Annotated in this window: 19 protein-coding genes, 1 tRNA gene and 1 other RNA gene; all 21 read left to right on the top strand. The window is 72.1% G+C overall.

The window, feature by feature from the left end; all coding sequences use genetic code 11:
- Window positions 1-8 precede the first annotated feature (8 nt).
- Window positions 9-812, top strand: coding sequence for a glycerophosphodiester phosphodiesterase family protein (locus VIS07_01820; protein ID HEY8514232.1), 804 nt, complete (start codon window positions 9-11; stop codon window positions 810-812).
- Between the two features lie 71 nt (window positions 813-883).
- A complete protein-coding gene (rpsU, locus tag VIS07_01815) occupies window positions 884-1,081 on the top strand; it encodes a 30S ribosomal protein S21 (GenBank protein ID HEY8514231.1) in 198 nt (65 codons plus the stop codon).
- A gap of 108 nt (window positions 1,082-1,189) precedes the next feature.
- Window positions 1,190-3,400: a DNA primase gene (gene dnaG, locus VIS07_01810; protein HEY8514230.1), complete on the top strand. Its 2,211-nt coding sequence runs from the start codon at window positions 1,190-1,192 to the stop codon at window positions 3,398-3,400.
- 106 nt (window positions 3,401-3,506) lie between these two features.
- A tRNA-Ile gene (locus tag VIS07_01805) sits at window positions 3,507-3,580 on the top strand.
- 88 nt (window positions 3,581-3,668) lie between these two features.
- Window positions 3,669-4,673, top strand: a complete 1,005-nt coding sequence (locus VIS07_01800; GenBank protein ID HEY8514229.1) for a sigma-70 family RNA polymerase sigma factor — start codon at window positions 3,669-3,671, stop codon at window positions 4,671-4,673.
- Window positions 4,657-5,400 carry a C4-type zinc ribbon domain-containing protein gene (locus tag VIS07_01795; GenBank protein ID HEY8514228.1) on the top strand — a complete coding sequence of 248 codons (744 nt, stop codon included), beginning with the start codon at window positions 4,657-4,659 and terminating at the stop codon, window positions 5,398-5,400. The genes VIS07_01800 and VIS07_01795 overlap by 17 nt, the downstream gene beginning before the upstream one ends.
- 46 nt (window positions 5,401-5,446) lie before the next feature.
- An RNA gene (gene rnpB, locus VIS07_01790) (RNase P RNA component class A) lies at window positions 5,447-5,817 on the top strand.
- A 409-nt stretch (window positions 5,818-6,226) separates the two neighbouring features.
- A complete protein-coding gene (locus tag VIS07_01785; GenBank protein ID HEY8514227.1) occupies window positions 6,227-6,679 on the top strand; it encodes a division/cell wall cluster transcriptional repressor MraZ in 453 nt (150 codons plus the stop codon).
- Window positions 6,680-6,719: 40 nt separating this feature from the next.
- On the top strand, window positions 6,720-7,685 hold the full coding sequence (gene rsmH, locus VIS07_01780; protein HEY8514226.1) for a 16S rRNA (cytosine(1402)-N(4))-methyltransferase RsmH: 966 nt from the start codon (window positions 6,720-6,722) through the stop codon (window positions 7,683-7,685).
- Window positions 7,675-8,076: a hypothetical protein gene (locus tag VIS07_01775; protein HEY8514225.1), complete on the top strand. Its 402-nt coding sequence runs from the start codon at window positions 7,675-7,677 to the stop codon at window positions 8,074-8,076. The genes rsmH and VIS07_01775 overlap by 11 nt, the downstream gene beginning before the upstream one ends.
- Window positions 8,073-10,205 (top strand): penicillin-binding protein, encoded by a 2,133-nt coding sequence (locus VIS07_01770; GenBank protein HEY8514224.1) that lies wholly within the window; start codon window positions 8,073-8,075, stop codon window positions 10,203-10,205. Before VIS07_01775 ends, VIS07_01770 begins: the two co-directional genes overlap by 4 nt.
- A complete protein-coding gene (locus VIS07_01765; GenBank protein HEY8514223.1) occupies window positions 10,202-11,842 on the top strand; it encodes a UDP-N-acetylmuramoyl-L-alanyl-D-glutamate--2,6-diaminopimelate ligase in 1,641 nt (546 codons plus the stop codon). The genes VIS07_01770 and VIS07_01765 overlap by 4 nt, the downstream gene beginning before the upstream one ends.
- 182 nt (window positions 11,843-12,024) lie before the next feature.
- Window positions 12,025-13,101, top strand: coding sequence for a phospho-N-acetylmuramoyl-pentapeptide-transferase (gene mraY, locus VIS07_01760; protein ID HEY8514222.1), 1,077 nt, complete (start codon window positions 12,025-12,027; stop codon window positions 13,099-13,101).
- A 3-nt stretch (window positions 13,102-13,104) separates the two neighbouring features.
- Window positions 13,105-14,490 (top strand): UDP-N-acetylmuramoyl-L-alanine--D-glutamate ligase, encoded by a 1,386-nt coding sequence (gene murD, locus VIS07_01755; protein HEY8514221.1) that lies wholly within the window; start codon window positions 13,105-13,107, stop codon window positions 14,488-14,490.
- A 13-nt stretch (window positions 14,491-14,503) separates the two neighbouring features.
- On the top strand, window positions 14,504-15,622 hold the full coding sequence (ftsW, locus tag VIS07_01750) for a putative lipid II flippase FtsW (GenBank protein ID HEY8514220.1): 1,119 nt from the start codon (window positions 14,504-14,506) through the stop codon (window positions 15,620-15,622).
- A gap of 57 nt (window positions 15,623-15,679) precedes the next feature.
- A complete protein-coding gene (gene murG / locus VIS07_01745; GenBank protein ID HEY8514219.1) occupies window positions 15,680-16,852 on the top strand; it encodes an undecaprenyldiphospho-muramoylpentapeptide beta-N-acetylglucosaminyltransferase in 1,173 nt (390 codons plus the stop codon).
- A gap of 22 nt (window positions 16,853-16,874) precedes the next feature.
- Complete coding sequence (gene murC, locus VIS07_01740; GenBank protein HEY8514218.1) at window positions 16,875-18,278, top strand: UDP-N-acetylmuramate--L-alanine ligase; 1,404 nt, start codon at window positions 16,875-16,877, stop codon at window positions 18,276-18,278.
- A gap of 34 nt (window positions 18,279-18,312) precedes the next feature.
- Window positions 18,313-19,242 carry a UDP-N-acetylmuramate dehydrogenase gene (gene murB, locus VIS07_01735; GenBank protein ID HEY8514217.1) on the top strand — a complete coding sequence of 310 codons (930 nt, stop codon included), beginning with the start codon at window positions 18,313-18,315 and terminating at the stop codon, window positions 19,240-19,242.
- Between the two features lie 22 nt (window positions 19,243-19,264).
- The gene (locus tag VIS07_01730) at window positions 19,265-20,221 is read left to right on the top strand and encodes a D-alanine--D-alanine ligase (protein HEY8514216.1); all 957 of its coding nucleotides are present in this window, start codon (window positions 19,265-19,267) and stop codon (window positions 20,219-20,221) included.
- Window positions 20,218-21,144 (top strand): FtsQ-type POTRA domain-containing protein, encoded by a 927-nt coding sequence (locus VIS07_01725; GenBank protein HEY8514215.1) that lies wholly within the window; start codon window positions 20,218-20,220, stop codon window positions 21,142-21,144. The genes VIS07_01730 and VIS07_01725 overlap by 4 nt, the downstream gene beginning before the upstream one ends.
- A 4-nt stretch (window positions 21,145-21,148) precedes the next feature.
- Complete coding sequence (ftsA, locus tag VIS07_01720) at window positions 21,149-22,384, top strand: cell division protein FtsA (GenBank protein HEY8514214.1); 1,236 nt, start codon at window positions 21,149-21,151, stop codon at window positions 22,382-22,384.
- The last annotated feature ends 62 nt before the right edge of the window (window positions 22,385-22,446 follow it).

Below are 22,446 nucleotides of genomic sequence, written 5' to 3'. Positions count from 1 at the left end.
GCGCGGTCATGTCCGCTGCAGACCCGAACGCTCCCGCGAGCCCGACGTCGGGTGGCCCGCAGGCCGGCGGCTTCCTGCGCATCGCGCACCGCGGGGCGTCGGCCGAGTGTCCCGAGAACACGCTCGCCGCCTTCCGCCGCGCGCTCGAGCTCGACGCGCAGATGATCGAGTGCGACCTGCAGCTCACCGCCGACGGACACGTGGTCGTGTTCCACGACTGGACGCTCGAGCGCACGAGCAACGGCAGCGGCGTCGTCCGCGAGCTGACGCTCGCGGCGCTGCGCCGGCTCGACGTCGGCGCCTGGCGCGACCGCCGCTATGCGGGCGAGCGCATGCCGACGCTCGAGGAGACGCTCGAGCTCGTGCTGCCGCGGGCGCAGCTCAACCTCGAGCTCAAGAGCCGTGGCAGCCGCGAGGCCGCGCAGCGGCTCGCGCAGGCGGCGGTCGGCGCGGTCGCCGCGCGCGGCGCGCTCGATCGGGTGGTGTTCTCGTCGTTCGATCCGGTATGCGTCGAGGCGGCGCGGTCCGCGTCCGACGCGGCGCGGATCGGCATCCTCTGGGACGCGCCGCCGTTCGACCGCGCGTGGCAGCTCGCCGCGGCGCTCGGGGCGGTCGCGCTCCACCCGCGCGCCTCGACGGTGACGCCGGCGCTGGTCCGCGAGGCGCACGAGCGGGGCCTCGCGGTGTACGTCTGGACGGTCAACGCGCTCGCCGACATGCTGCGCCTCGCGGGCTACGGCGTCGACGGGCTGATGAGCGACCACCCGGACCGGCTGCGCGAAGCGGTCCGCCGCCTGTCCGCCCCTGCTTGACATCCGGCCCTCGGTATCCGAGCTATGCAGATTCCTTCGAGCCGAGCAGCGAAGGGGGGTGTTGTTCCTCAATGCCGGGAGTACGAGTCAAGGAAAACGAGCCGATCGAGAGCGCCATCCGGCGCTTCAAGAAGCAGTGCGAGAAGGCAGGCATCCTCTCCGAGCTGCGCAAACGCGAGCACTACGAGAAGCCCAGCGTCAAGCGCAAGAAGAAGGCGCTGGCGGCCCGCAAGCGCGCGCTGCGGCGCGCCGTGCGCAGCCAAGGCTGATCGGCAATCCGGCGAGCGCCGTCACGCAGACCGCGTGACGGCGCTCGTCCGCACACCGGAAGCGGTGTCGCGCTCCGGCCCGCGTGGGCGGTCGGAGCCGAAGGGAAGATGGGCGCGATTCCCGACGCGGTGCTGGACGAGATCAAGCGGCGCACGGACCTTGCCGCGCTGATCTCCGAGCACGTCGCGCTCAAGCGCAGCGGCCGCGGCTTCCTCGGCCTCTGTCCGTTCCATCAGGAGAAGACGCCGTCGTTCCACGTCGACCCGGAGCGTGGCTTCTTCCACTGCTTCGGCTGCAACGCGGGCGGCAACGCGTTCACCTTCCTGATGCGCGTGACCGGCGCGACCTTTCCCGAGGCCGTGCGCACGCTCGCGGCGCGGGTCGGGGTCGAGGTGCCGGAGTCGCGCGCCTCCGGGGTGCAGGACCGCCTCGCCGAGGTGAACGGCCTCGCGGCGCAGCTCTTCACGATCATCCTGCGCGAGAGCCGGCTCGGCGCGCCGGGGCGCGAGTACCTCGAGCGCCGCGGCATCGATCAGGAGACCGCGCAGCGCTTCGGGCTCGGGTTTGCGCCGGCGACGCCCTGGCACGAGAAGCTCCTGCGCCGCGGCGTCACCGCGCAGGAGCTGCGGACGCTCGGGCTCGCGAGCCCGAGCCGCAGCGGACGCGGCCTCTACCCGCTGTTCCGCGACCGGCTGATGTTCCCGATCCACGACCTCTCGGGTCGCGTGATCGCGTTCGGCGGCCGCGCGGTCGGCGAGGTCAAGGGGCCGAAGTACCTGAACTCGCCGGAGACGCCGCTCTACCGCAAGGGGCATCACCTCTACGGCCTCGACCTCGCGCGCGACGCGATCCGCGCCGAGGGACGCATCGTGCTGGTCGAGGGCTACCTCGACGCGATCGCGCTCGCGCAGGCCGGCATCGCCAACGTCGCGGCCGTGCTCGGCACGGCGCTCACCGTCGACCAGCTCAAGCTCGCGCGCCGCTTCGCGGAGGACATCGTCATCTGCTTCGACGGCGACGAGGCCGGACGCCGCGCCGCGCTGCGCGCGTTCCCGCTGTGCGTCGACCAGATCGACCTCTGGCCGCGCGCCGTGTTCCTGCCGGCGGGCGACGACCCGGACAGCCTCGTGCGCAAGATCGGCCGCGACGCGTTCGCCGAGCGCGTCGCTAACGCGACGACGCTGTTCGACTTCTACCTCGACGAGCTCGTCGGCCGCGACGCGGGCGTCGGCGAGACCGCGCGCGCCGCGGCGCGGATGGCGGCGCTGCTCGCGAACGTCCAGGACCCGATCGTGCGCGACAAGATCGTGCGTGGCGTCGCCGGGCGGCTCGGGGTGTCGGATGCAGCGCTGCTCGAGGCCGCGCAGCGAAGCCGCGCGGCGCAGGTACGGAGTGCGGGCGTCGCGCCGGCGCGCTCGGCTCCCGCCGCCGCTCCGTCGCGATGGGGCGGCGCCGGCGCGGGGCAGGGGAGGCCGGTCGGCGCGGGCGGAGCGCCGGTACGCGGTGCGACGCCGCAGCGTCAAGCGCAACGCACGGGGCGCGGCGCGCACTTCTCGGCCGAGGCCGAGCTCGTCGAGCTCGTGCTGTGCGACGCGACCGTCGCCGCGCGCGCGGCGGAAGAGCAGGTGTGGCGCGAGTTCGAGGATCCCGAGCTGCGCCGTCTCGCCGAGCTGATCGTCACGCGGCGCATGTCGGGCGGGCCGTTCGAGGCCAGCGAGATGCTCGCCGAGCTGCCGCGCGGCATGGCCGAGCGCGTCGCGCGCCGGCTCGCGTCGTCGAGCGAGAGCGAGCTGCGGCGCGCGGGCAACGAGTGGTTCGCGCGCCGCGCGCAGCGCCGCGCGCGCGCCGAGCGTCGCTCGCTGATCGCGCAGCTGCGCGCGGCGGAGCACCGGCGCGACGCCGAGCAGGTCGCGGCGGTGCTCGAGGCGCTGCGACGGCTGCGGGAGACCTCGGACGCGTTCGCCTCGGAGGAGGGCGACACGGACGCGAGCGTTGCGGCCGCGACGGGCGCGGATGTCGCTGGCTCCGACGTCGGTGCGCACGATCCGTACGCGGGTGCGGGCGCGCCGGACGAGCCGTACGTCGGGGCGCCCGGTGCGCCGTACGCACAAGCGCACGAAGACCCGTACGCGGACGCGCCCGACGAACTGTCCCTGGGGATGCACGAAGAGCCGTATGTAGGCGCGCACGAGGCGGACGACCGCCCGGCGCCGCCGCCCCCCGAGGAGCCCTTTGTCCCGCCGCCCGAGCCGTACGATGACGCCGACGACGTCTACGACGAGGACGACCTCGCGTACGATCCCGACGCCGAGCGCTAGCGCGCGGTGGGATGCGGTCGTCGTCCATCGTCCGGCTCGCGTTCGCGTCTCGTCTTGCGGTCGCGTCCGGATTCGGCGAGCGTCGAGCGACGTCCCTGATCGTGACGGGCCCGTAGCTCAGTTGGTCAGAGCGGCCGGCTCATAACCGGTTGGTCCCAGGTTCGAGGCCTGGCGGGCCCATGATCCCTCTCTTTGTTGCTTGACGGTACGCCGAGTCGCGGGCTCGACCGGGGTCGACTCAACCTCCGCGACGCGCCTACAACACGACATGCCGTCCTTGCCGAGCGCCGTCGCCTCGGCGCGGAGCGCTGCGCAGGGAGTGCTCCGCAAGGGCGGTGAGCGCGGCGCGACCGGCGCGATTGGCGGCAGGACTCCGCCGCTGCTGCGGCGGCGCGAAGACGACGCGAAGGTTTTCGCGCAGCAAAGCGGCGCTCACGATCACGCTGCCGCTCTCGACGACGGGCTCGTCGCCTTCGTCGGCGTCCGCGCGCGGCTGCTCGGCATCGCGTCGCGCGTGCTCGGCAGCTCCGCGGAAGCCGACGACGTCGTGCAGGAGGCGTGGCTGCGCTGGCAGGCGACCGATCGACGCGTCGTGCGCGACGCGCCCGCGTTCCTCGTCACGACCACGACCAGGCTGGCGCTCAACGCAGCGTGCTCGGCGCGCGCGCGTCACGAGAGGTCGCTCGTCCGGTGGCTGCCGGAGCCGCCCGACGCGAGCGCCGACCCCGAGCGTGCGCTCGCGCACGGCGAAGCGCTCGACCTCGCGATCTCGCTGCTGCTCGAGAAGCTCGCGCCGGGCGAGCGTGCGGCCTTCGTTCTTCGCCGCGCGTTCGACTACGCGTACGCCGACATCGCCGACCTTCTCGACGTCAGCGAAGCGAACGCCCGGCAGCTCGCGAGCCGGGCGCGCAAGCACCTCGTCGCCGAGCGATGCTGGCCGACGAGCGCGGCGGCGCAGCGACGTCTCCTTGCGGCCTTCGCGGTCGCGGCACACGACGGCGAGCTCGCTGCCCTCGAAACCCTCCTGAGGGCCGACGTCGCCGCCGACGTGCGGTACGCCGCAAAGCCCACGCTCTCGAGGCGCGAAGCGGCGGAGAACCCCGCTTTCGGTGGGTCGGTGGAGGGGGCCGAGCAGTGGCCAAACGCCCGATCGACCCGATCGAGAGAGCGTCCGATGAGCACGCGGACGAACGGTGCTTGCACCCCGAAGCGAGAGTGTTACAGACCCAAGTCCCACCTCAACATGGAGCGCGCGTTTGGAAAGCCTGATTGAGATCCTCGCCAGTCTGCAGGAAATCGATCGGCGGAACCGCGAGCGTGAGCTCGAGCTCGCGGAGCTCGAGCGCCAGTCCTCGGAGCTTCAGGAACGACTCGCCTCCAAGCGTCAGCAGGTGGAGGCCGCCCGCGTCGAGGCGGGCAACACCAACGGCCGTCGCCGTCAGCTCGAAGAGCAGCTCCAGAACGAGGAGCGCAAGATCAAGGAGCGGCGGATGCGTCTCAACCGCATCCGCAACGACAAGGAGCTGATGGTCGCGCAGCGCGAGATCGAGCTCACCAAGGAGGCGAACTCGCGCCTCGAGGAGGAGCTGCTCACGCTGCTCGAGCAGAGCGAGGCGGTCGACGGTGGGCTGCGCGAGGCGGAGGCGGAGCTCAAGGAGCTCGAGGAGCGCATCGCCAAGCACGAGGAGCATGCGCGCGCGCGCATCGCGCAGCTGCGCGCCGAGATCGACGGCGACCGAGGTGTCCGCGATGGGCTCGCGTCGAAGCTCAACGTGTCGGTGCGCAAGCGCTACGAGCAGGTGTTCGCGCGTCGCGGCGGCGTCGCCGTCGTCGAGGTGCGACACGGCATCTGCCTCGGCTGCAACATGCGCGTTCCGCCGCAGCTCTACATCGAGATCCAGAAGCGCCGCGACGTGCACGTCTGCCCGAGCTGTCAGCGCATCCTGTTCACGCGCTCCGAGGCGAACGGCGAAGAGCAGCAGGCGCGCTCCGGTAGCTGATCGGCTTGCGGCACGGCGTCGCCGTGCGCATCTCTGAACGACTTCTGAAGGGGGTCGGACGGTCGATCGGGTTCGCCCGGTAGGAAAGTCCGGACTCCACAGGGCAAGGACGGCCGCCAACCGCGGCCCCGAGCAATCGGGGGAAAGTGCGACAGAAAACGAGTCGGCCGGGCGTGCGGGCAACCGGGTGTCCGGTCACGGTGAAAAGGTGGGGTAAGAGCCCACCGGCCGCGTGCGTGAGCCGCGGCGCTTCGCAAACCCCGTCCGGAGCAAGGCCAAACTGGGGGAGGGTGGCCCGCCCGTCGACCCCGGGTACGGCCGCATCGAGCCCACGAGCAATCGTGCGCCCAGAGGAATGACCGTCGCCCGGTCGATTACGACCGGGGACAGAATCCGGCTTACAGACCCCCTTCAGTCCTTCTTTCGATCGCGCGGCGCTCGCCCGGCAGGACCTGCCGGGCGGCCCGCCCGCGGTCGGCATCCACGTAGCTCGACGTCGTCCCGGCCCGCGTCACCAAGTGCTTGACGCGGGTCCAGTCCCGAGCCGCGCCACACGTCACGCGCCGTGCCGAGTGATGCGTCTCTCGCCGGGCGTCGCACCGCACGCAAATCTTGCGCTTTACGTCCGCGCGCACGCCGCGCCATGTCGCCCGCGGGGCGAAAAAACAGCGAAGAATTGTCCACTCGAAGCGAAATCGCACCTCGGCCCGCACATTCCTCTTGACTCCGTCCGCGAAACGACCGAAACAGCGCGTGGTGGGGAAATGTGGGGAGTGGTGGAGGCTAGGGTCGGTTTTCTGGGGGCGCATCCCGTCCTGAGTGGTCGATGTTCGAAGGTCGGTTCACCAACAGGCTCGACGACAAGGGGCGGGTCGCCCTCCCGGCCAAGTACCGTGAAGCCTTGGCCGCGAGCGGCCAGGACAAGCTGATGATCACCGCGTGGGACATCCAGGGCTCACCGTGCCTCGAGGCGTACGACGCGCGCTCCTGGCACGAGCTCGTGGTGCGGATTCAGTCCAAGGAGGGCGCGTTCGGCGAGGATCGCAGCCTGTTCGAGACCATGTACATCGGCGAGGCGCAGCCCTGTCACCCCGACAAGCAGGGCCGCATCCTCCTGCCGCAGTCGTTGCGCGATCACGCCCAGCTCACCGACGAGGTGGTCTTCGTCGGCGTCCACAACCGCTTCCAGGTGTTCAACCCGATCGAGCGCCAGAAGCTCATGGAGCAGTACCGCATCGCGCTACGCGAGAAGCCGAATCGATTCAATGCTGTTGGTTGACGCGATACCGGGCACGGATCCCGCGAGGGAGGGGTTGGCGATGAACCCTGCTGGCGAGGAGCGTCCGCGCCACGAGCCGGTGATGCTGCACGAGGTCACCGAGCTGCTCGCGCCCGCGGTCGCACGCCCCGGAGCCCGGATCGTCGACGTCACGCTCGGCCTCGGCGGACACTCCGCAGCGCTCCTCGAGCGCGCCGCCGCCGACGCCCGCCTGCTCGGCCTCGATCGCGACGACGACGCGCTCGCGATCGCCGGCGAGCGTCTCGCGCCGTGGGGCGAGCGCGTCGTGCTGCGCCACGCGCGCTTCTCCGAGCTCGCGCAGACGCTCGACGAGCTCGGCTGGGAGCGCGTCGACGCGGTCGTCGCGGACCTCGGGGTCTCCTCGCTGCAGCTCGACGACGCGCAGCGCGGCTTCAGCTTCCAGCGCGAGGGCGAGCTCGACATGCGCATGGACCGCACGCGCGGCGAGAGCGCGGCCGACCTGCTCGCGCGCCTCTCTCAGAGCGAGATCGCCGCGCTGCTGCGCGACCTCGGCGAGGAGCCCGAGGCGAAGCGCATCGCGCGCGCGCTGTGCCGCGCCGAAGGCGGACGTCCGCGGACGACCCAGGAGCTGCGCGCCGCGGTGCTGCGCGCGGTCGGCGGACGCGCGACCCGTCGCCACGACCCGGCGACGCTGACCTTCCAGGCGCTGCGGATCGCGGTGAACGACGAGCTGGGCGAGCTCGAAAACCTGCTCGAGACGCTGCCGCAGCGCCTCGCGCCGGGCGCGCGCGTCGCGTTCCTCGCTTACCACTCGCTCGAGGATCGGATCGTCAAGCAACATCTTCGTCGCTGGTCGGCGCGCTGCGTCTGCCCGCCCGAGCTGCCGGTCTGCCAGTGCGGCGGCAAGGCGCGCGCGATCCGCTTGACGCCTGGCGCGCAGCGGCCGTCGGACGACGAGGTGGCGCGCAACCCGCGCGCTCGGAGCGCTCGGCTGCGCGCGGTGGAGTGGGTCGATGGGCGCTGAAGCAGCACTCGTTCCGCGCACGCCGCGGACCCAGCTGACGGCGCCGGTGGCGGTGCCGCGTCCGGCGCTCGTGCGCACCGCGCGGCGTCCGCACGCGCCGGGCGCCGAGATCGGACGCAGCGCGCGCTCGCGCGCGATGCGGCTCAACCTGGTCGCCGGTGCGGTCGTTCTGCTCGCCGCGCTGCTGCACGCGTGGACCGGGCTCACCGTGAACCGTCTCGGCTACGAGCTGTCGCGCGCGCACGACCTGAACCAGCGCCTCGACCGCCAGCTCAACGAGCTGCGCATCGAGTACAGCGCGATGCTGAAGCCCGACCTGCTCGCCGACGAGGCGCGGCGGCGTCTCGGGCTCGACTGGCCGAAGTCCGGCCAGGTGGTGGAGCTGCCGTGAATCCGGTCGACGAGGCGGGCGCCCCGCGCGAGCGCATCCTCGTCGTCGCCGGCGGGGTCGCGGTGCTGCTGCTGGTGATGGCGCTACGGGTCGCGCACCTGACGATCCTCGAGCGCCCGCAGCTCTCGGCGCGCGCGCAGAGCCAGTACGTCGAGCGCATCCACATGGCGGCGCCGCGCGGCCAGATCCGTGACCGCGAGGGTACGATCTTCGCCGACACGATCGGCATGCCGTCGATCTACGCGAGCCCGCGCTACCACCCGATCCCGCACGAGAAGCGCGACCAGCTCGCCTCGATCCTCGGCATGCCGCGCGCGACGCTCGACCGGAAGCTCGATTCCAAGGCCGGCTTCGTGTGGCTCAAGCGCCACGCGACGCGCGAGCAGGCGGCGCAGGTCGAGCGCCTGAAGCTCGCCGGCGTCGACGCGATCCTCGAGGGACGTCGCGTCTACCCGCTCGGAACGATCGGCTCGCACGTCGTCGGCACGGCGGGCATCGACCTGCGCGGCCTCGAGGGCATCGAGCTGCGCTACGACCGCTGGATGCGCGGCCAGGAGCTCGTCTACCGCGTCGAGCGCGACGGTCGCGGACGCTCGCTGTTCACGCACGGCGTCGCCGCGGAGGAGACCGAAGAGCGCCCGCGCGGCCCGCTCGCGCTCGACACGCGGCTCGAAGCGGGCGCGACGCTCGAGCTGACGATCGACGCGGGTCTGCAGGAGATGGTCGAGCGCGAGCTCGCCGCGGGCGTCGAGGCGGCGAACGCCGACGCCGGCACGGTGGTGATGCTCGACCCGCACACCGGCGCGATCCTCGCCCTCGCGAACTACCCCTGGTACGACCCGAACCGGCCGAGCGAGTTCGGCGCCGACGCGCGCCGCAACCGCGCCGTCACCGACAGCTTCGAGCCCGGCTCGACGCTCAAGGCGGTGCTCGCCGCCGCCGCGATCGAGGAGCGCGCGGTCGACCCGGACGACCGGGTCTACTGCGAGAACGGCAAGTACAAAATCGGGCGGTGGACGATCAACGACCACCATCCGTACGGGCTGCTGACGATTCCCGAGGTGATCCAGTACTCGAGCAACATCGGCGTCAGCAAGATCGCCGAGAAGCTCGGGCGCGAGCGCTACTTCAGCTACCTCGAGCGCTTCGGCTTCGGCCGCCCGACGTCGGTGGATCTGCCGGGCGAGGTGGGCGGCATCGTGCGTCCGGTCGAGCGCTGGGCGCACATCGACCTCGCGACCAGCAGCTTCGGTCAGGGCATCTCGGTGACCGCGATGCAGCTCACGGCCGCCTTCGCCGCGATCGCGAACGGCGGACGGCTCTACCAGCCGTACCTGCTCGAGCGCGCGATCGACGCCAACGGCCGCGTGCTGTTCGAGCGCGACGCGGCGAACGCCGTCGGGCGTCAAGTCATCAGCCCCGAGACCGCGCGCACGATCGGCGCGATGCTCGAGCGCGTGGTCGAGGAGGAGAAGGGTACGGGCAAGAAGGCGCGCGTGCCGGGCGTGCGCGTCGCGGGCAAGACCGGTACGGCCCAGAAGGTCGACTCGCGCACGCGCCGCTACTCGAACGAGCGTCTCGCCTCGTTCATCGGCTACGCGCCGGCCGACGACCCTCTCTTCGTGACGCTGGTGATGATCGACAACCCGAAGGGTGTCCGCTACGGCGGCCTCGTCGCGGCGCCGGTGTTCTCGGCGATCATGTCGCGCGCGCTCGACCGCTTCGGCCGCCGCCCGGCGCCGCTCGCGACGATCATCCCGGCGAGCTTCGGCGCGTCGAACGGCCATGGCGCCGGCAAGAGCGACGCGACGAGCGCGCGCCGCGCCAAGGACGCGAAGGCCGGGCGCGACGCCGAGCGCAGCAAGGAGACGCGCACGCGCCCCGCGTTCGACGGACCGGTCGAGATCACGCCGTCGTTCCTCGGCATGAGCCTGCGCGCGGCGCTGCGCGAAGCGCACCGCATCGGGCTCAAGCTCGACGCGCGCGGCAGCGGCTTCGTCGTCGATCAGGATCCGCCGCCCGGCACGCCGCTCCCGCAGCGCGCCGGACTGTGCGAGGTCGCGAGCACGGGGCGCGAGATGTGCGACGGGCGCGACCGCGTGCTCGTCGTCCTGGAGCCGACGGCATGATGCAGCTCGCGAGCCGCATCGACGAGCCGCGAGGCGGGATGCCGCCGAGCGGCGGCGCGAGCCCGGCGGGCGTCAAGCACGGACGCTCGCTGCGCACGCTGCTCGCGGCGCTCGGCAGCGAGGCGACGCTCGCCCGCGGCGACGGCGGCACGACGATCGAGCAGGTCACCGCGGATTCGCGTCGCGTCGTTCCGGGCTCGCTGTTCGTCGCCGTCCCGGGGACGAAGACGAACGGCCTCGAGTACGTCGGCGACGCCTGCGCGCGCGGTGCCGCGGCGGTCGCGATCGCGCACGACGCCGACGCCAGCACGAGCGACCTCGGCATCGACCCGCGCGTCGCGGTGATCCGCTGCGCCGTGCCTAGCCGCTTCCTCGCGCTCGCCGCGGCGGAGCTCGCGGGACGTCCGAGCGAGCGCTTGACGATGGTCGGCATCACCGGGACGAGCGGCAAGACGACCACGAGCTACCTGCTCGAGTCGATCTTCCGCGCCGCGGGACGCGCGACGGGCGTCGTCGGCACGATCGAGTACCGCTTCCCGGGACACGTCGAGGCGGCGCCGCTCACCACGCCGGATGCGGTCGAGCTGCAGACGCTGCTCGCGCGCATGGTGGACGTCGGCGTGTCGCACGTCGCGATGGAGGTGTCGTCGCACGCGCTCGCGCAGGACCGCGTCGCCGGGGTGTCGTTCGACGTCGGCGTGTTCACCAACTGCTCGCGCGACCACCTCGACTACCACGGCGACCTCGAGGGCTACCTCGCGGCGAAGGCGCGGCTCTTCAAGGAGCTGCTGCCGGCGTCGAGCAAGAAGGACGCGGCCGCCGTGCTGAACGCCGAGGACGCGCGCGTCATGTCGCTCGCAAGCGATCTGCGCGTGCCGATCGTGACCTTCGGCAAGGGCGGCGACGTCTCGTGTCGCCGGCTCGAGGCGGACATGAGCGGGCTCGCGGGCACGCTCGACGTCGCCGGCACGGAGCTCGCGTTCCGCAGCCGCCTGGTCGGCACGCCGCACCTGATGAACATCCTCGCCGCGACCGCGGCCGCGCACCGGCTCGGCATCGCGCACGACGCGATCCGCGCCGGCATCGAGAACCTCGCCGTCGTCCCGGGACGGCTCGAGGCGATCGACATGGGCCAGCCGTTCGCGGTGATCGTCGACTACGCGCACAAGCCGGACGCGCTCGAGCGCTCGCTGACGAGCCTACGGGAGCTCACGCGCGGCCGGCTGATCGTCACCTTCGGCTGCGGCGGCGATCGCGACAAGGGCAAGCGGCCGCTGATGGGGGAGATCGCCGGACGTCTCGCCGACGTGGTGATCGTGACCTCCGACAATCCGAGGACGGAAGATCCGATGGCCATCATTGCGGCCATCGAGGACGGCGTGCGGGCGGCAAACCGCACGCGCGTCGCGCAGCAGGCGCTCGGGCAAACGGGGCACGCGGATGGGTATGTGGTGGTGCCCGAGCGCCGCGCGGCGATTCAGCTTGCGGTGGAGATCGCGCGCGAGGGCGACCTCGTGCTGATCACCGGCAAGGGACACGAGGACTATCAGATCGTTGGGACGACGAAGCACCATCTGGACGATCGCGAGGAGGCGCGGAACGCCCTGCGCGGTCGGGGCTTCGTCGGTCGTGGATGATGTTGGGTGGTGGCGGTGGCTCCCGGACGCACGGTGGGGTGGTAGGGTCGTCGTGGCGTGTGCTTCCGGGGTGGTGGAGGAGGGCCAGGGGCGGCTCGCGACGTTCGGCCGAGCGGTGAGTCGCGCCTGGCCTCTCCACCAGGGGTCTTGCACCACGACGGAACAGGTACGAAAGCGCGATGATGCTCTACCAGCTCCTCTATCCCTTGCACACGACGTACTCGGGCTTCAACGTCTTTCGCTACATCACGTTCCGGACCCTGCTCGCGGGCCTGACGGCGCTCGTGATCTCGTTCTGGCTCGGCCCGGTGCTGATCCAGAAGCTGTCGTCGCTCAAGGTCGGCCAGCCGATCCGTGAGGACGGCCCGCAGCGTCACCTGGCCAAGGCCGGGACGCCGACCATGGGTGGCGTCCTCATCCTGTTCTCGGGGATCCTGGCGACGCTGCTGCTGGCGGACCTGACGAACCCGTACGTCTGGCTGGCGGTGTTCGTCACCGTCGGCTTCGCCGGGATCGGCTTCATCGACGACTACCGCAAGCTGCGCGGACGCAGCTCGCGCGGCCTCTCGGCGCGGGCCAAGTTCTCGCTCCAGCTCGTGCTGGGGCTGCTCGCCGGCATCGCGCTCACCCAGATGCCGGACTTCACCACGACGCTGAACTTCCCCGTCCTGAAGGACGTCCGGCCGGACATCGGCATGTGGTACGTGCCGTTCGCCGCGCTGGTGATCGTCGGCGCGTCGAACGCGGTCAACCTGACCGACGGCCTCGACGGCCTCGCGATCGGCCCGGTCGCGATCGCCGCGGGCACGATCGGGGTGTTCGCCTACGTGGCCGGCAACGCGAAGCTCGCCGAGTACCTGCAGATCGCCTACGTGCCCGGCACGGGCGAGCTGCTGGTGTTCTGCGGCGCGCTGGTCGCGGCGGGGCTCGGCTTCCTCTGGTTCAACGCCTACCCGGCGCAGATGTTCATGGGCGACGTCGGCTCGCTGCCGCTCGGCGCGGCGATCGCGCTGGTCGCGCTCGCCGCGAAGCAGGAGCTGGTGCTGCCGCTCCTCGGCTTCGTCTTCGTCGCCGAGGCGCTGTCGGTGATCTTCCAGGTCGTGTCCTTCAAGCTGCGGCGCAAGCGCATCTTCCGCATGGCGCCGATTCACCATCACTTCGAGCTGCTCGGCTGGCCCGAGCCGCAGATCATCGTCCGCTTCTGGATCATCGCGATCATCTGCGCGCTGCTCGCGCTCGCGACGCTCAAGCTGAGGTAGCCGGTGACGCGCTCCGGGACCGTCGATGCCGCGGCGCTGCGTGGCAAGCAGGTGCTGGTGGTCGGTCTCGGGCGGACGGGTGCGTCGCTCGCACGCCACCTGACGGGTCGCGGCGCGCGCGTGCGCGCGTGTGACCGGCGCGCCGACGCGGCCCTGCCGGACGACGTCGCGGACGTCGAGCTCGTGCGCGGCACGGACGGGCCCGAGCTGCTCGACGGCGTCGACCTCGTCGTGCCGAGCCCCGGGGTGCCGGCGGACTCGGCGCTGCTGCGCGAGGCGTGCCGGCGCGGGGTCCCGTTGTGGAGCGAGATCGAGCTCGCGGCGCGCGAGATCGCCGCGCCGCTGGTCGCGATCACCGGCACCAACGGCAAGAGCACGACGACCTCGCTCGTCGGCGCGATGCTCGAGCGCGCGGGGCGCAAGGTGTTCACCGGCGGCAACCTCGGCACGCCGCTGGTCGACGCCGTGGGCGGCGACTTCGACGTCGTGGTCGCCGAGGTGTCGAGCTTCCAGCTCGAGTGGGTCGAGGCGTTCCGGCCGCGGGTCGCGGCCCTGCTCAACGTCACCGACGACCACCTCGACCGCTACCGCGACCGCCAGCACTACCTCGAGACCAAGGCGCGGATCTTCGCCCGTCAGAGCGCGGACGACGTCGCGGTGCTGAACCGCGACGATGCCGCGGTGGCCGCGCTCGCGCCGTCGCTCCGCTCCTCGGTGCAGACCTTCGGCAGCGCGCCGCCGACGCGCCGAGGCGCCGGCGACGCGAGCCTCGACGGCGACGACGTCGTCGTGGACGAGGCGGGCGCGCCGCTGCGCTTCTCGCTGCGCCGCACGACGCTCGCCGGACAGCACAACCGCGAGAACGTCATGGCGGCGCTGCTCGTCGCGCGCGCGCTCGGCGCGCCGGCGGACGCGCTGCAGGCGGCGCTCGACGAGTTCCGCGGGCTCCGTCACCGGCTCGAGCTCGTGCGCGAGGTCGGCGGCGTCACCTACGTCGACGACTCGAAGGGCACGAACGTCGGCGCGCTGCTGAAATCGCTCGAGGGCTACCGCGACGGCAGCGTCGTGCTGATCGCGGGCGGCCTCGACAAGGGCGGCGACTACGGCGTCGCGCGCCCGCTGCTCGCGCGCAAGCTGCGCCACCTCGTGCTCTACGGCAAGGCGCGGGACTTCCTCGCCGACGTCTGGCGCGGCGTCGCCGAGACGACGGTCCGCGAGCGCTTCGCCGACGCCGTCGCGGCGGCGATCGCGGTCGCGCGCCCGGGCGACGTCGTGCTGCTGTCGCCCGCCTGCGCCAGCATGGACCAGTTCGAGAACTACGCCGCGCGCGGCGACGCGTTCGCGGCCATCGTGGAGTCGATCCCGGACGATGCGCTCGCTCGTTGCTGATTCTCCTCCCTTCGTGCCGGGCGAGAGGCGCCCGGTCGTCCTGCGCAGCCGCCAGGTCGATCTGCTGCTGCTCGGCTCGGTGCTGCTGCTGGTCGGGCTCGGCCTCGTGATGGTGTTCGAGGCGAGCTACTTCATCGGCGCCGAGCGCTTCGGCGATCCCTACGCGCTCATCCGGCGGCAGACGCTGTTCATCCTGCTCGCGTCGTGCGTCGCGTTCGTGATGTCGCGCGTCGATCCGCTGCTGCTGCGACGGTTCGCGTACCCCGTGCTGTTCGCGACGCTGTTCCTGCTGCTGCTCGTCCTCGTGCCGGGCATCGGTCAGGTGCGCGGCGGCGCGCGCCGCTGGATCTCGCTCGGGCTGTTCTCGTTCGAGCCGTCGGAGCTGATGAAGCCGGTCTTCGTGCTCTACCTCGCGCACTCGCTGACCAAGAAGCAGGACCGCATCCACAGCTTCGTGCGCGGCGTGCTGCCGCACCTCGTCATGCTGCTCGCGCCCGTGCTGCTGCTGCTCGCGCAGCCCGACTTCGGCGCCTCGGCCGTGCTCGCGCTGGTGACGGTCGCGATGCTGTTCGCGGGCGGGGCGCGCCTCGTGCACCTCGCGGCGCTCGCGCTCGCGGGACTGCCGCCCGCGCTCGCGCTGATCTGGACGTCGCCCTACCGCTGGGAGCGCGTCACCGCGTTCCTCGACCCGTGGCGCGACCCGCTCGGCAACGGCTTCCAGCTCGTGCAGTCGTTCCTCGCCTTCGGCAGCGGCGGCGTCCTCGGCGTCGGCCTCGGCAACGGCAAGCAGAAGATGTTCTACCTGCCCGAGGGCCACACGGACTTCATCTTCTCGTTGATCGGCGAGGGGCTCGGGCTGGTCGGCGCCTGCCTCGTGCTGCTGTGCTTCGGCGTCTTCGCGATGCGCGGCTTCCGCGTCGCGACGCGCTCGCGCGACTGCTTCACGCGGCTGCTCGCCTTCGGGCTCACCTTCCTGATCGTCGGACAGGCGCTGCTCAACGTCGCGGTCGCGGTCGGTCTGATGCCGACCAAGGGCATGCCGCTGCCGCTCGTCAGCTACGGCGGCTCGGCGATGCTCACCGCTGGGCTCATGATCGGCGTGCTGCTCGGCCTGTCGCGCGAGGCGCGCTGACGCGATGGGGAGCCGGGATGAGCGGCGGCGCAGCAGCGGCGGATCGGGTGGCGGCCGATGCTGCGCGTTCTGATCGCCGGCGGCGGCACCGGCGGGCACCTCTTCCCGGGGATCGCGGTCGCGCAGGAGCTCGTGCGCCGTACGGGCGCCGAGGTCCGCTTCGTCGGCAGCACGCACGGCATCGAGCGCACGGCGGTGCCGCGTGCCGGCTTCGAGGTCGAGCTGCTGCAGATCCGCGGCCTGCGCCGCGAGGGTCTGGCTGGCGTCGCGCGCGCTCTCTGGCAGATCCCGGCGAGCTGCGTCGCGGCGCTGCGGCTCTTGCGCCGCTTCCGGCCGCACCTGGTGATCGGCGTCGGCGGCTACGCGTCGTTTCCGGCGGTGGTCGCGGCCTGGCTCACGCGCGTGCCGATCGTGCTCCTCGAGCAGAACGCGAGCCCGGGGGCGGCGACCCGCGCGCTGACGCCGCTCGCGCGCCGGGTGTGCGTCAGCTTCCCGCAGACGAAGGAGGCGCTCGGGGCGCGCGCCGTGCTGACCGGCAACCCGGTGCGCAGCGTCGCGGCGCCGTCGGGCACAGCGGCGGACGTGACGGCGCCGGACGGCGCGGCGGGGGAGGGCGCGACGCGCGAGCGGCCGGTGCTCGGCGACCCGCCGCGCATCCTGGTGTTCGGCGGCAGCGCGGGGGCGCGTCGGCTGAACGAGGTCGTGCCGGAAGCGCTCGCGAGGATCGGCCGGCCGCTCGCGATCACGCACCAGACCGGCGCCGCCGACCGCGACAAGGTCGCGGAAGCGTACCGTCGGCTCGGTCTCGACGCCGACGTGCACGCCTTCATCGACGACATGATCGCGCAGTACCGCCGCGCCGATCTCGTCATCTGCCGCGCCGGTGCGACGACCATCGCCGAGCTGACGGCGCTCGGCGTCGCGGCGATCCTCGTGCCGTTTCCGTTCGCGGCGGGCGACCACCAGCGGCTCAACGGGCAGGCGCTGGTCGACGCGCAGGCGGCGTGGATGATCCTCGATCGCGAGCTCACCCCCGAGCGGCTCGCGGAGACGGTGCGCGCGGCGCTCGCCGATCCCGAAGCTCTCGGCGCGATGCGCGCGCGAGCGCGTGCGCTCGGCCATCCGGATGCGACGAGCCGCGTGGTCGACGAATGCCTCGCGCTCGTCGAGCCGCAGACAGACCAAGAAAATGCGCGTAACCGAGGCCGAGCAGATGCACGGCGGCCCTGAGCCCGCTACAACGGCTCGCCAGATGCGGTCGGGTCACCACATCCACTTCGTCGGCATCGGCGGCATCGGCATGAGCGGCATCGCCGAGGTGCTCTTGACGCTCGGCTACACCGTGAGCGGCTCCGATCTCGCGCCGAGCGACTCGACGCAGCGCCTCGAGAAGCTCGGCGCGCGCATCTCGTACGGCCACGACCCCGAGCACGTGACGCCCGGCACGGACGTCGTGGTGATCTCGTCGGCCGTCAAGTTCTCGAATCCGGAAGTGGTGCGCGCGCGCGACCTCCGCATCCCGGTGATCCCGCGCGCCGAGATGCTCGCCGAGCTGATGCGGATGAAGAGCGGGCTCGCGGTCGCGGGCACGCACGGCAAGACCACGACGACCTCGATCCTCGGCGCGATCCTGTCGGAGGCCGGGCTCGACCCGACGGTGGTGATCGGCGGCAAGGTGCTCTCGCTCGGCACCAACGCGCGCCTCGGGCTCGGCGAGTACATGGTGGTCGAGGCGGACGAGAGCGACGGGACGTTCCTGCTGCTGTCGCCGACGATCGCAGTGGTGACCAACATCGACCCCGAGCACCTCGACCACTACGGCAGCGTCGAGCGCGCGGCGGACGCGTTCCTCGAGTTCGTCAACCGCGTGCCGTTCTACGGGCTCGCCGTGCTGTGCATCGACAGCCCGCGCGTGCGGGCGCTGCTGCCGCGCGTGCGCAAGCGCTTCGTCACCTACGGTCTCTCATCCGACGCCGAGATCAGCGCGCGCGAGCTGGTGGTCGAGGGCTTCTCGACGCGCTTCGTGGTGACGCGCGCCGGGCAGGATCTCGGTGCGGTGCGCATCAACATGCCGGGGCGGCACGTCGCGCAGAACGTGCTCGCGACGATCGCCGCGGCGCTCGAGGTCGGCGTCGACTTCGCGACCTGCGCGCGCGCGCTCGAGCAGTTCAGCGGCATCCACCGCCGCTTCGAGGTGCGCGGCACGGCGGGCGGCGTCACCGTGATCGACGACTACGGGCACCATCCCGAGGAGATCCGCGTCACGCTGCGCGCGGCGCGCGAGGGGCTGGCGCGTCGTCTGGTGGTCGCCTTCCAGCCGCATCGCTTCACGCGCACGCGCGACCTGTTCGACGAGTTTCTCGCCGCCTTCGACGACGCCGACACGCTCTTCCTGATGGACATCTACGCGGCCGGCGAGGACCCGATCGACGGCGTCAGCGGCGCCGCGCTCGCGCAGGCGATGAAGGCGCGCGGCCACGCCGACGTTCGCTTCGTGCCGGCGCGCGAGGAGCTTCCCGAGCGGATCGCCGCCGAGGCGCGTCCGGGCGACGTCGTGCTGATGCTCGGCGCCGGCGACATCGTCAAGCTCGGCGACGACGTGCTCGCGGCGCTCGGCGCGCGCGAGGCGGCGCCGAACGTACGGGTGGTGAAGTGAGCGGCGTGGGAGTCGTCGGAGCGGAGGACGGGCGGTGAGCGCGCTCGCCGAGACCATCGACCTCGACGCGCCGCCGTTCGGACCGGGCTGCGTCGTGCGCCGCAACGAGCCGCTCGCGCGCCACACCTCGATGCGCGTCGGCGGTCCGGCGGATCTGTTCTGCGAGGTCGAGACCGAGGATGCGCTCGCGGAGCTGCTGCGCTGGGCGTCGGCGCGCGACGTGCCGGTGTTCATGCTCGGCGGCGGCACGAACCTGGTGGTCGCCGACGCCGGCGTGCGCGGCCTCACCATCAAGCTCGGCCGCTCGTTCGCGCGCATCGAGTGGGTCGAGGAGCGCGACGTCGCGCGCGTCGTCGCCGGCGCGTCGGCGAACTTCAAGCGGCTCGTCCTCGAGGTCACCGAGCGCGGCTACAGCGGCCTCGAGTTCGGCGAAGGCATCCCGGGCACGGTCGGCGGCGGCGTGCTGATGAACGCGGGCGCCTTCGGCGGCGAGATCGCGAACGTGGTCGAGGCGCTGCGCGGCGTGAGCCGCACGGGCGAGCGTCGCCGGCTGCTGCGCGACGAGCTCGCGTTCGCCTACCGCAGGCTCGATCTGCCGCCGGGCTTCGTCGTGACGGCGCTCGAGATGCGTCTCGTGCGCGACGATCCGCAGGCGATCGCGCAGCGCATCGCGGACGCGAAGAGAAAGCGCGGACGCCGCCAGCCGCTCGGACTGCCCAACGCGGGCTCGATCTTCAAGAACCCGCCGGGCGACTTCGCCGGACGTCTGATCGAGCTCTGCGGGCTCAAGGGCAAGCGCGTGGGCGGCGCGCAGGTGTCGCCGCAGCACGCGAACTTCATCGTCAACACCGGCGGCGCGCGCGCGGCGGACGTCCGCGCGCTGATGGACGAGATCCGCGACGTGGTGGCGCAGCGCTGCGGCGTCCTCCTCGAGCCGGAGGTGCGCCTGGTGGGCGAGTGGTGAGCGCAGCGAGGGTGGGGGAGCGGTGAGCGAGCGCGGAAGGTATCGCGGCAAGCGGGTCGGCGTGCTGTCGGGCGGACTGTCCTCGGAGCGCGAGATCTCCGAGCGCAGCGCGCGCGCGGTCGCCGCGGCGCTGCGCTCGGCGGGCTACGACGTGCGCGAGATCTCGGTCGGCCGCGACATCGCCCGCGTGCTCGCCGAGGAGCGCATCGAGGTCGCATTCAACGCGCTGCACGGACGCTACGGCGAGGACGGCTGCATCCAGGGTCTCCTCGAGGTGATGGGCATCCCGTACACCGGCGCCGGCGTGCTCGGCAGCGCGATCTCGATGGACAAGTGGCTCGCGAAGCAGATCCTGCTCGCCGCCGGCGTGCCGACGCCGGTCGGGACGCTGGTCGGTCCGGGGCGCGAGACGTGCGAGCTGCCGTGTCCGCTGCCGGTGGTGGTCAAGCCGCGCGGCGAAGGATCGAGCAACGGCGTGTCGATCGTGCGCGATCCGGCGGCGCTCGAGGGCGCGATCGCGCTCGCGCACAGCTACGACCCGGACGCGCTCGTCGAGCAGTACATCGCGGGACGCGAGGTCACGGTCGCAGTCCTCGACGGCGAGGCGCTGGCCGCGATGGAGGTCGTGCCGCTCGGCGACGAGCTGCACACCTACGACGTCAAGTATACGCCGGGACGCGAGCGCTTCGTGCTGCCGGCGCCGCTCGGCGAGCACTACGAGCGCGCGCTCGAGATCGCGGCCGCGACCCACCGGGCGCTGCTCGCGGGCCCGTACAGCCGCGTCGACCTGCGGGTGCGCGACGACGGCGCGATGTTCGTCCTCGAGTGCAACACGCTGCCGGGGCTGCACGAGCTCGGCTGGTTCCCGGCGATGGCGCGTCACGCGGGCATCGAGTTCCCGGCGCTGATCGAGCGTCTGCTCGATCTTGCGTCCTTGCACGTTCGCGAGACGCGGCTCGGCCAGGGGGTGGTGGCATGAGGTGGCCGTCGACATGGCGAACGACGTCACGCCGCGCCGCGGCACGGCTGCGCCGCCCGCGGGTTCCCCTCGGCGGATGGCGACGTTGGCCGATACGAAACGTCGTTTTTTTCCTTCTAGCCGGCGGATTCTGCTTTACACTCGGCCCGCTGATGCGCTACTGCATGGAACATCGTTATTTCGCCGTGCGGGCGATCGACATCGAGGGACTCGAACGACTCGATGCGTCAACGGTGCGGTCGTGGTTGGGAATGGTGGAGGGGGGAAGCATCTGGCAGGCCTCGCCTCAGGTGCTCGAGGCCAGGCTTGAAGCGCAGGCGGCGATCGCCGACGCCGAGGTGTGGCGGCTGTGGCCGGATCGCCTGCGGGTCGTCGTTCGCGAGCGTCGGCCGCGCGCGATCCTGCGCACCGACGGCGGGATGTTTTTGCTTGACCAGTCCGGCGTCGTCATCGACGCGGCGGACGGCTTCGCCGGGGAGCTGCCGATCGTGAGCGTCGACGCCGAGCGCTGGCGCGCGGCCTACCCGGAGCGCGCGCAGCCCGAGCTGCCGCTGCCGCGCGAGCTGCGCGAGGCGGTGCGGGTCGCGCACTTGTTCGAGAGCGGGTACGCGGGGATCCGCGTCTCCGAGGTCGCGCTCGAGCCACGGGTGGCGGGCATCGGGCGCGACGAGCGTCCGCAGATCGTCGCGTTCAGCGAGGACGGCCGCCTCGCGATGCACCTCGGCTGGGGCGCCTGGCGCGACAAGCTGTCGTCGCTGCGGCGCGTGCTCGCGCACGCGTCGGCGTCGCTGTCCGGCGTGGTCGGCGCGGAGGCTTCGGAGGAGGTGGCCCTCGGTCGACTCGCGGGCAGCGTCGACGTCAGCGATCCGCGCTCGGTGGTGGCACGCTGGACCTCGACCACTTCACAGCAGGAGATGATCTAGAGCGATGGCGCGCAAGCAGGCGATCCACGTCGGACTCGACATCGGTACGCACAAGACGTCCGTCTTGGTCGCGGCCATGCACGACGACGGCCCGCACGTGATCGGACTCGGCACCGCGCCTTCGCAGGGGCTCAAGCGCGGCGTCGTGGTCAACATCGACTCGACGGTGCACGCGATCCAGCGCGCCGTGCGCGAGGCCGAGATCATGGCCGACTGCGAGATCCACAGCGTCGTGGTGAGCGCGAGCGGCAGCCACATCCGCGGCTTCAACAGCCACGGCATGGTGGCGATCAAGAGCGGCGAGGTGAACGCCCACGACGTCGAGGCGGTGCTCGACGCCGCGCGCGCGGTGGCGCTGCCGATGGATCGGCAGATCCTGCACGTTCTGCCGCAGGAGTACATCATCGACGACCAGGACGGCATCAAGCAGCCGCAGGGCATGTCCGGCGTGCGGCTCGAGGCGCGCGTCCACGTGCTGACCGCGGCGAGCGCCGCGGTGCAGAACGTCATCAAGTGCTGCGAGCGCAGCGGTCTCGAGGTGTCGCAGGTCGTGCTCGCGCCGCTCGCGTCGGCGCAGGCGGTGCTGACCGAGGAGGAGCGCGAGCTCGGCGTCGCGATGATCGACATCGGCGGCGGCACGACCGACCTGGTCGTCTACCAGGGCGGCGCAGTGCGCCACACCGCGGTGCTCGGTCTCGGCGGCAGCCACCTGACCAACGACATCGCGGCCGGGCTGCGCACGCCGCCGCAGGAGGCGGAGAAGCTCAAGCAGCGCTTCGGCTCGGCGCTCGCGAGCACGGTCGCGGACGACGACATGATCGAGGTGCCGAGCGTCGGCGGACGCGGGCCGCGCGTGCTGGCGCGCCAGATCCTCGCCCAGATCATCGAGCCGCGCGTCGAGGAGATCCTGACGCTCGTCTCGCAGGAGGCGGTGCGCGCCGGCGTCGACGGCATGATGGCCTCGGGCGTGGTCCTGACCGGCGGCACGGCGAGCCTCGACGGCATCACCGGTCTCGCGGAGCGCGTGTTCCACGCGCCGGTGCGCATCGGCGCGCCGATCCAGAGCGGCGGCGGTCTCGGCGACATCGTGAGCGGTCCGGCGTACTCGACCGGCGTCGGCTTGCTGCTCGGCGTCGGTGCGCCGGGTCTCGAGGTCGCGCCCGCGCAGAGCAACGGCGCGCAGGGCGCGTTCTCGAAGGTGAAGCAGCGGATGGGAGACTGGCTGCGCGACTTCTTTTGAGCTCGAGCGAATTCTTGCAATACGCTAGGGAGTCGCGCGAAACGAATCGGCGACAGGAAACG

It is taken from the genome of Candidatus Binatia bacterium, from assembly GCA_036563615.1.
Lineage (GTDB): Bacteria > Desulfobacterota > Binatia > UBA12015 > UBA12015 > DATCMB01.
This window is presented reverse-complemented; position numbering and strand designations above follow the sequence as displayed.

Excerpts from the sequence above, each read along its gene's own strand:
- VIS07_01820 (HEY8514232.1), top strand. The coding sequence starts at position 9 with ATGTCCGCTGCAGACCCGAACGCTCCCGCGAGCCCGACGTCGGGTGGC.
- dnaG (HEY8514230.1), top strand. The coding sequence starts at position 1,190 with ATGGGCGCGATTCCCGACGCGGTGCTGGACGAGATCAAGCGGCGCACG.
- murG (HEY8514219.1), top strand. The coding sequence starts at position 15,680 with ATGCTGCGCGTTCTGATCGCCGGCGGCGGCACCGGCGGGCACCTCTTC.
- VIS07_01785 (HEY8514227.1), top strand. The coding sequence starts at position 6,227 with ATGTTCGAAGGTCGGTTCACCAACAGGCTCGACGACAAGGGGCGGGTC.
- rpsU (HEY8514231.1), top strand. The coding sequence starts at position 884 with ATGCCGGGAGTACGAGTCAAGGAAAACGAGCCGATCGAGAGCGCCATC.
- mraY (HEY8514222.1), top strand. The coding sequence starts at position 12,025 with ATGCTCTACCAGCTCCTCTATCCCTTGCACACGACGTACTCGGGCTTC.
- VIS07_01800 (HEY8514229.1), top strand. The coding sequence starts at position 3,669 with ATGCCGTCCTTGCCGAGCGCCGTCGCCTCGGCGCGGAGCGCTGCGCAG.
- VIS07_01775 (HEY8514225.1), top strand. The coding sequence starts at position 7,675 with ATGGGCGCTGAAGCAGCACTCGTTCCGCGCACGCCGCGGACCCAGCTG.
- VIS07_01725 (HEY8514215.1), top strand. The coding sequence starts at position 20,218 with ATGAGGTGGCCGTCGACATGGCGAACGACGTCACGCCGCGCCGCGGCA.
- murC (HEY8514218.1), top strand. The coding sequence starts at position 16,875 with ATGCGGTCGGGTCACCACATCCACTTCGTCGGCATCGGCGGCATCGGC.
- rsmH (HEY8514226.1), top strand. The coding sequence starts at position 6,720 with ATGAACCCTGCTGGCGAGGAGCGTCCGCGCCACGAGCCGGTGATGCTG.
- VIS07_01765 (HEY8514223.1), top strand. The coding sequence starts at position 10,202 with ATGATGCAGCTCGCGAGCCGCATCGACGAGCCGCGAGGCGGGATGCCG.
- ftsA (HEY8514214.1), top strand. The coding sequence starts at position 21,149 with ATGGCGCGCAAGCAGGCGATCCACGTCGGACTCGACATCGGTACGCAC.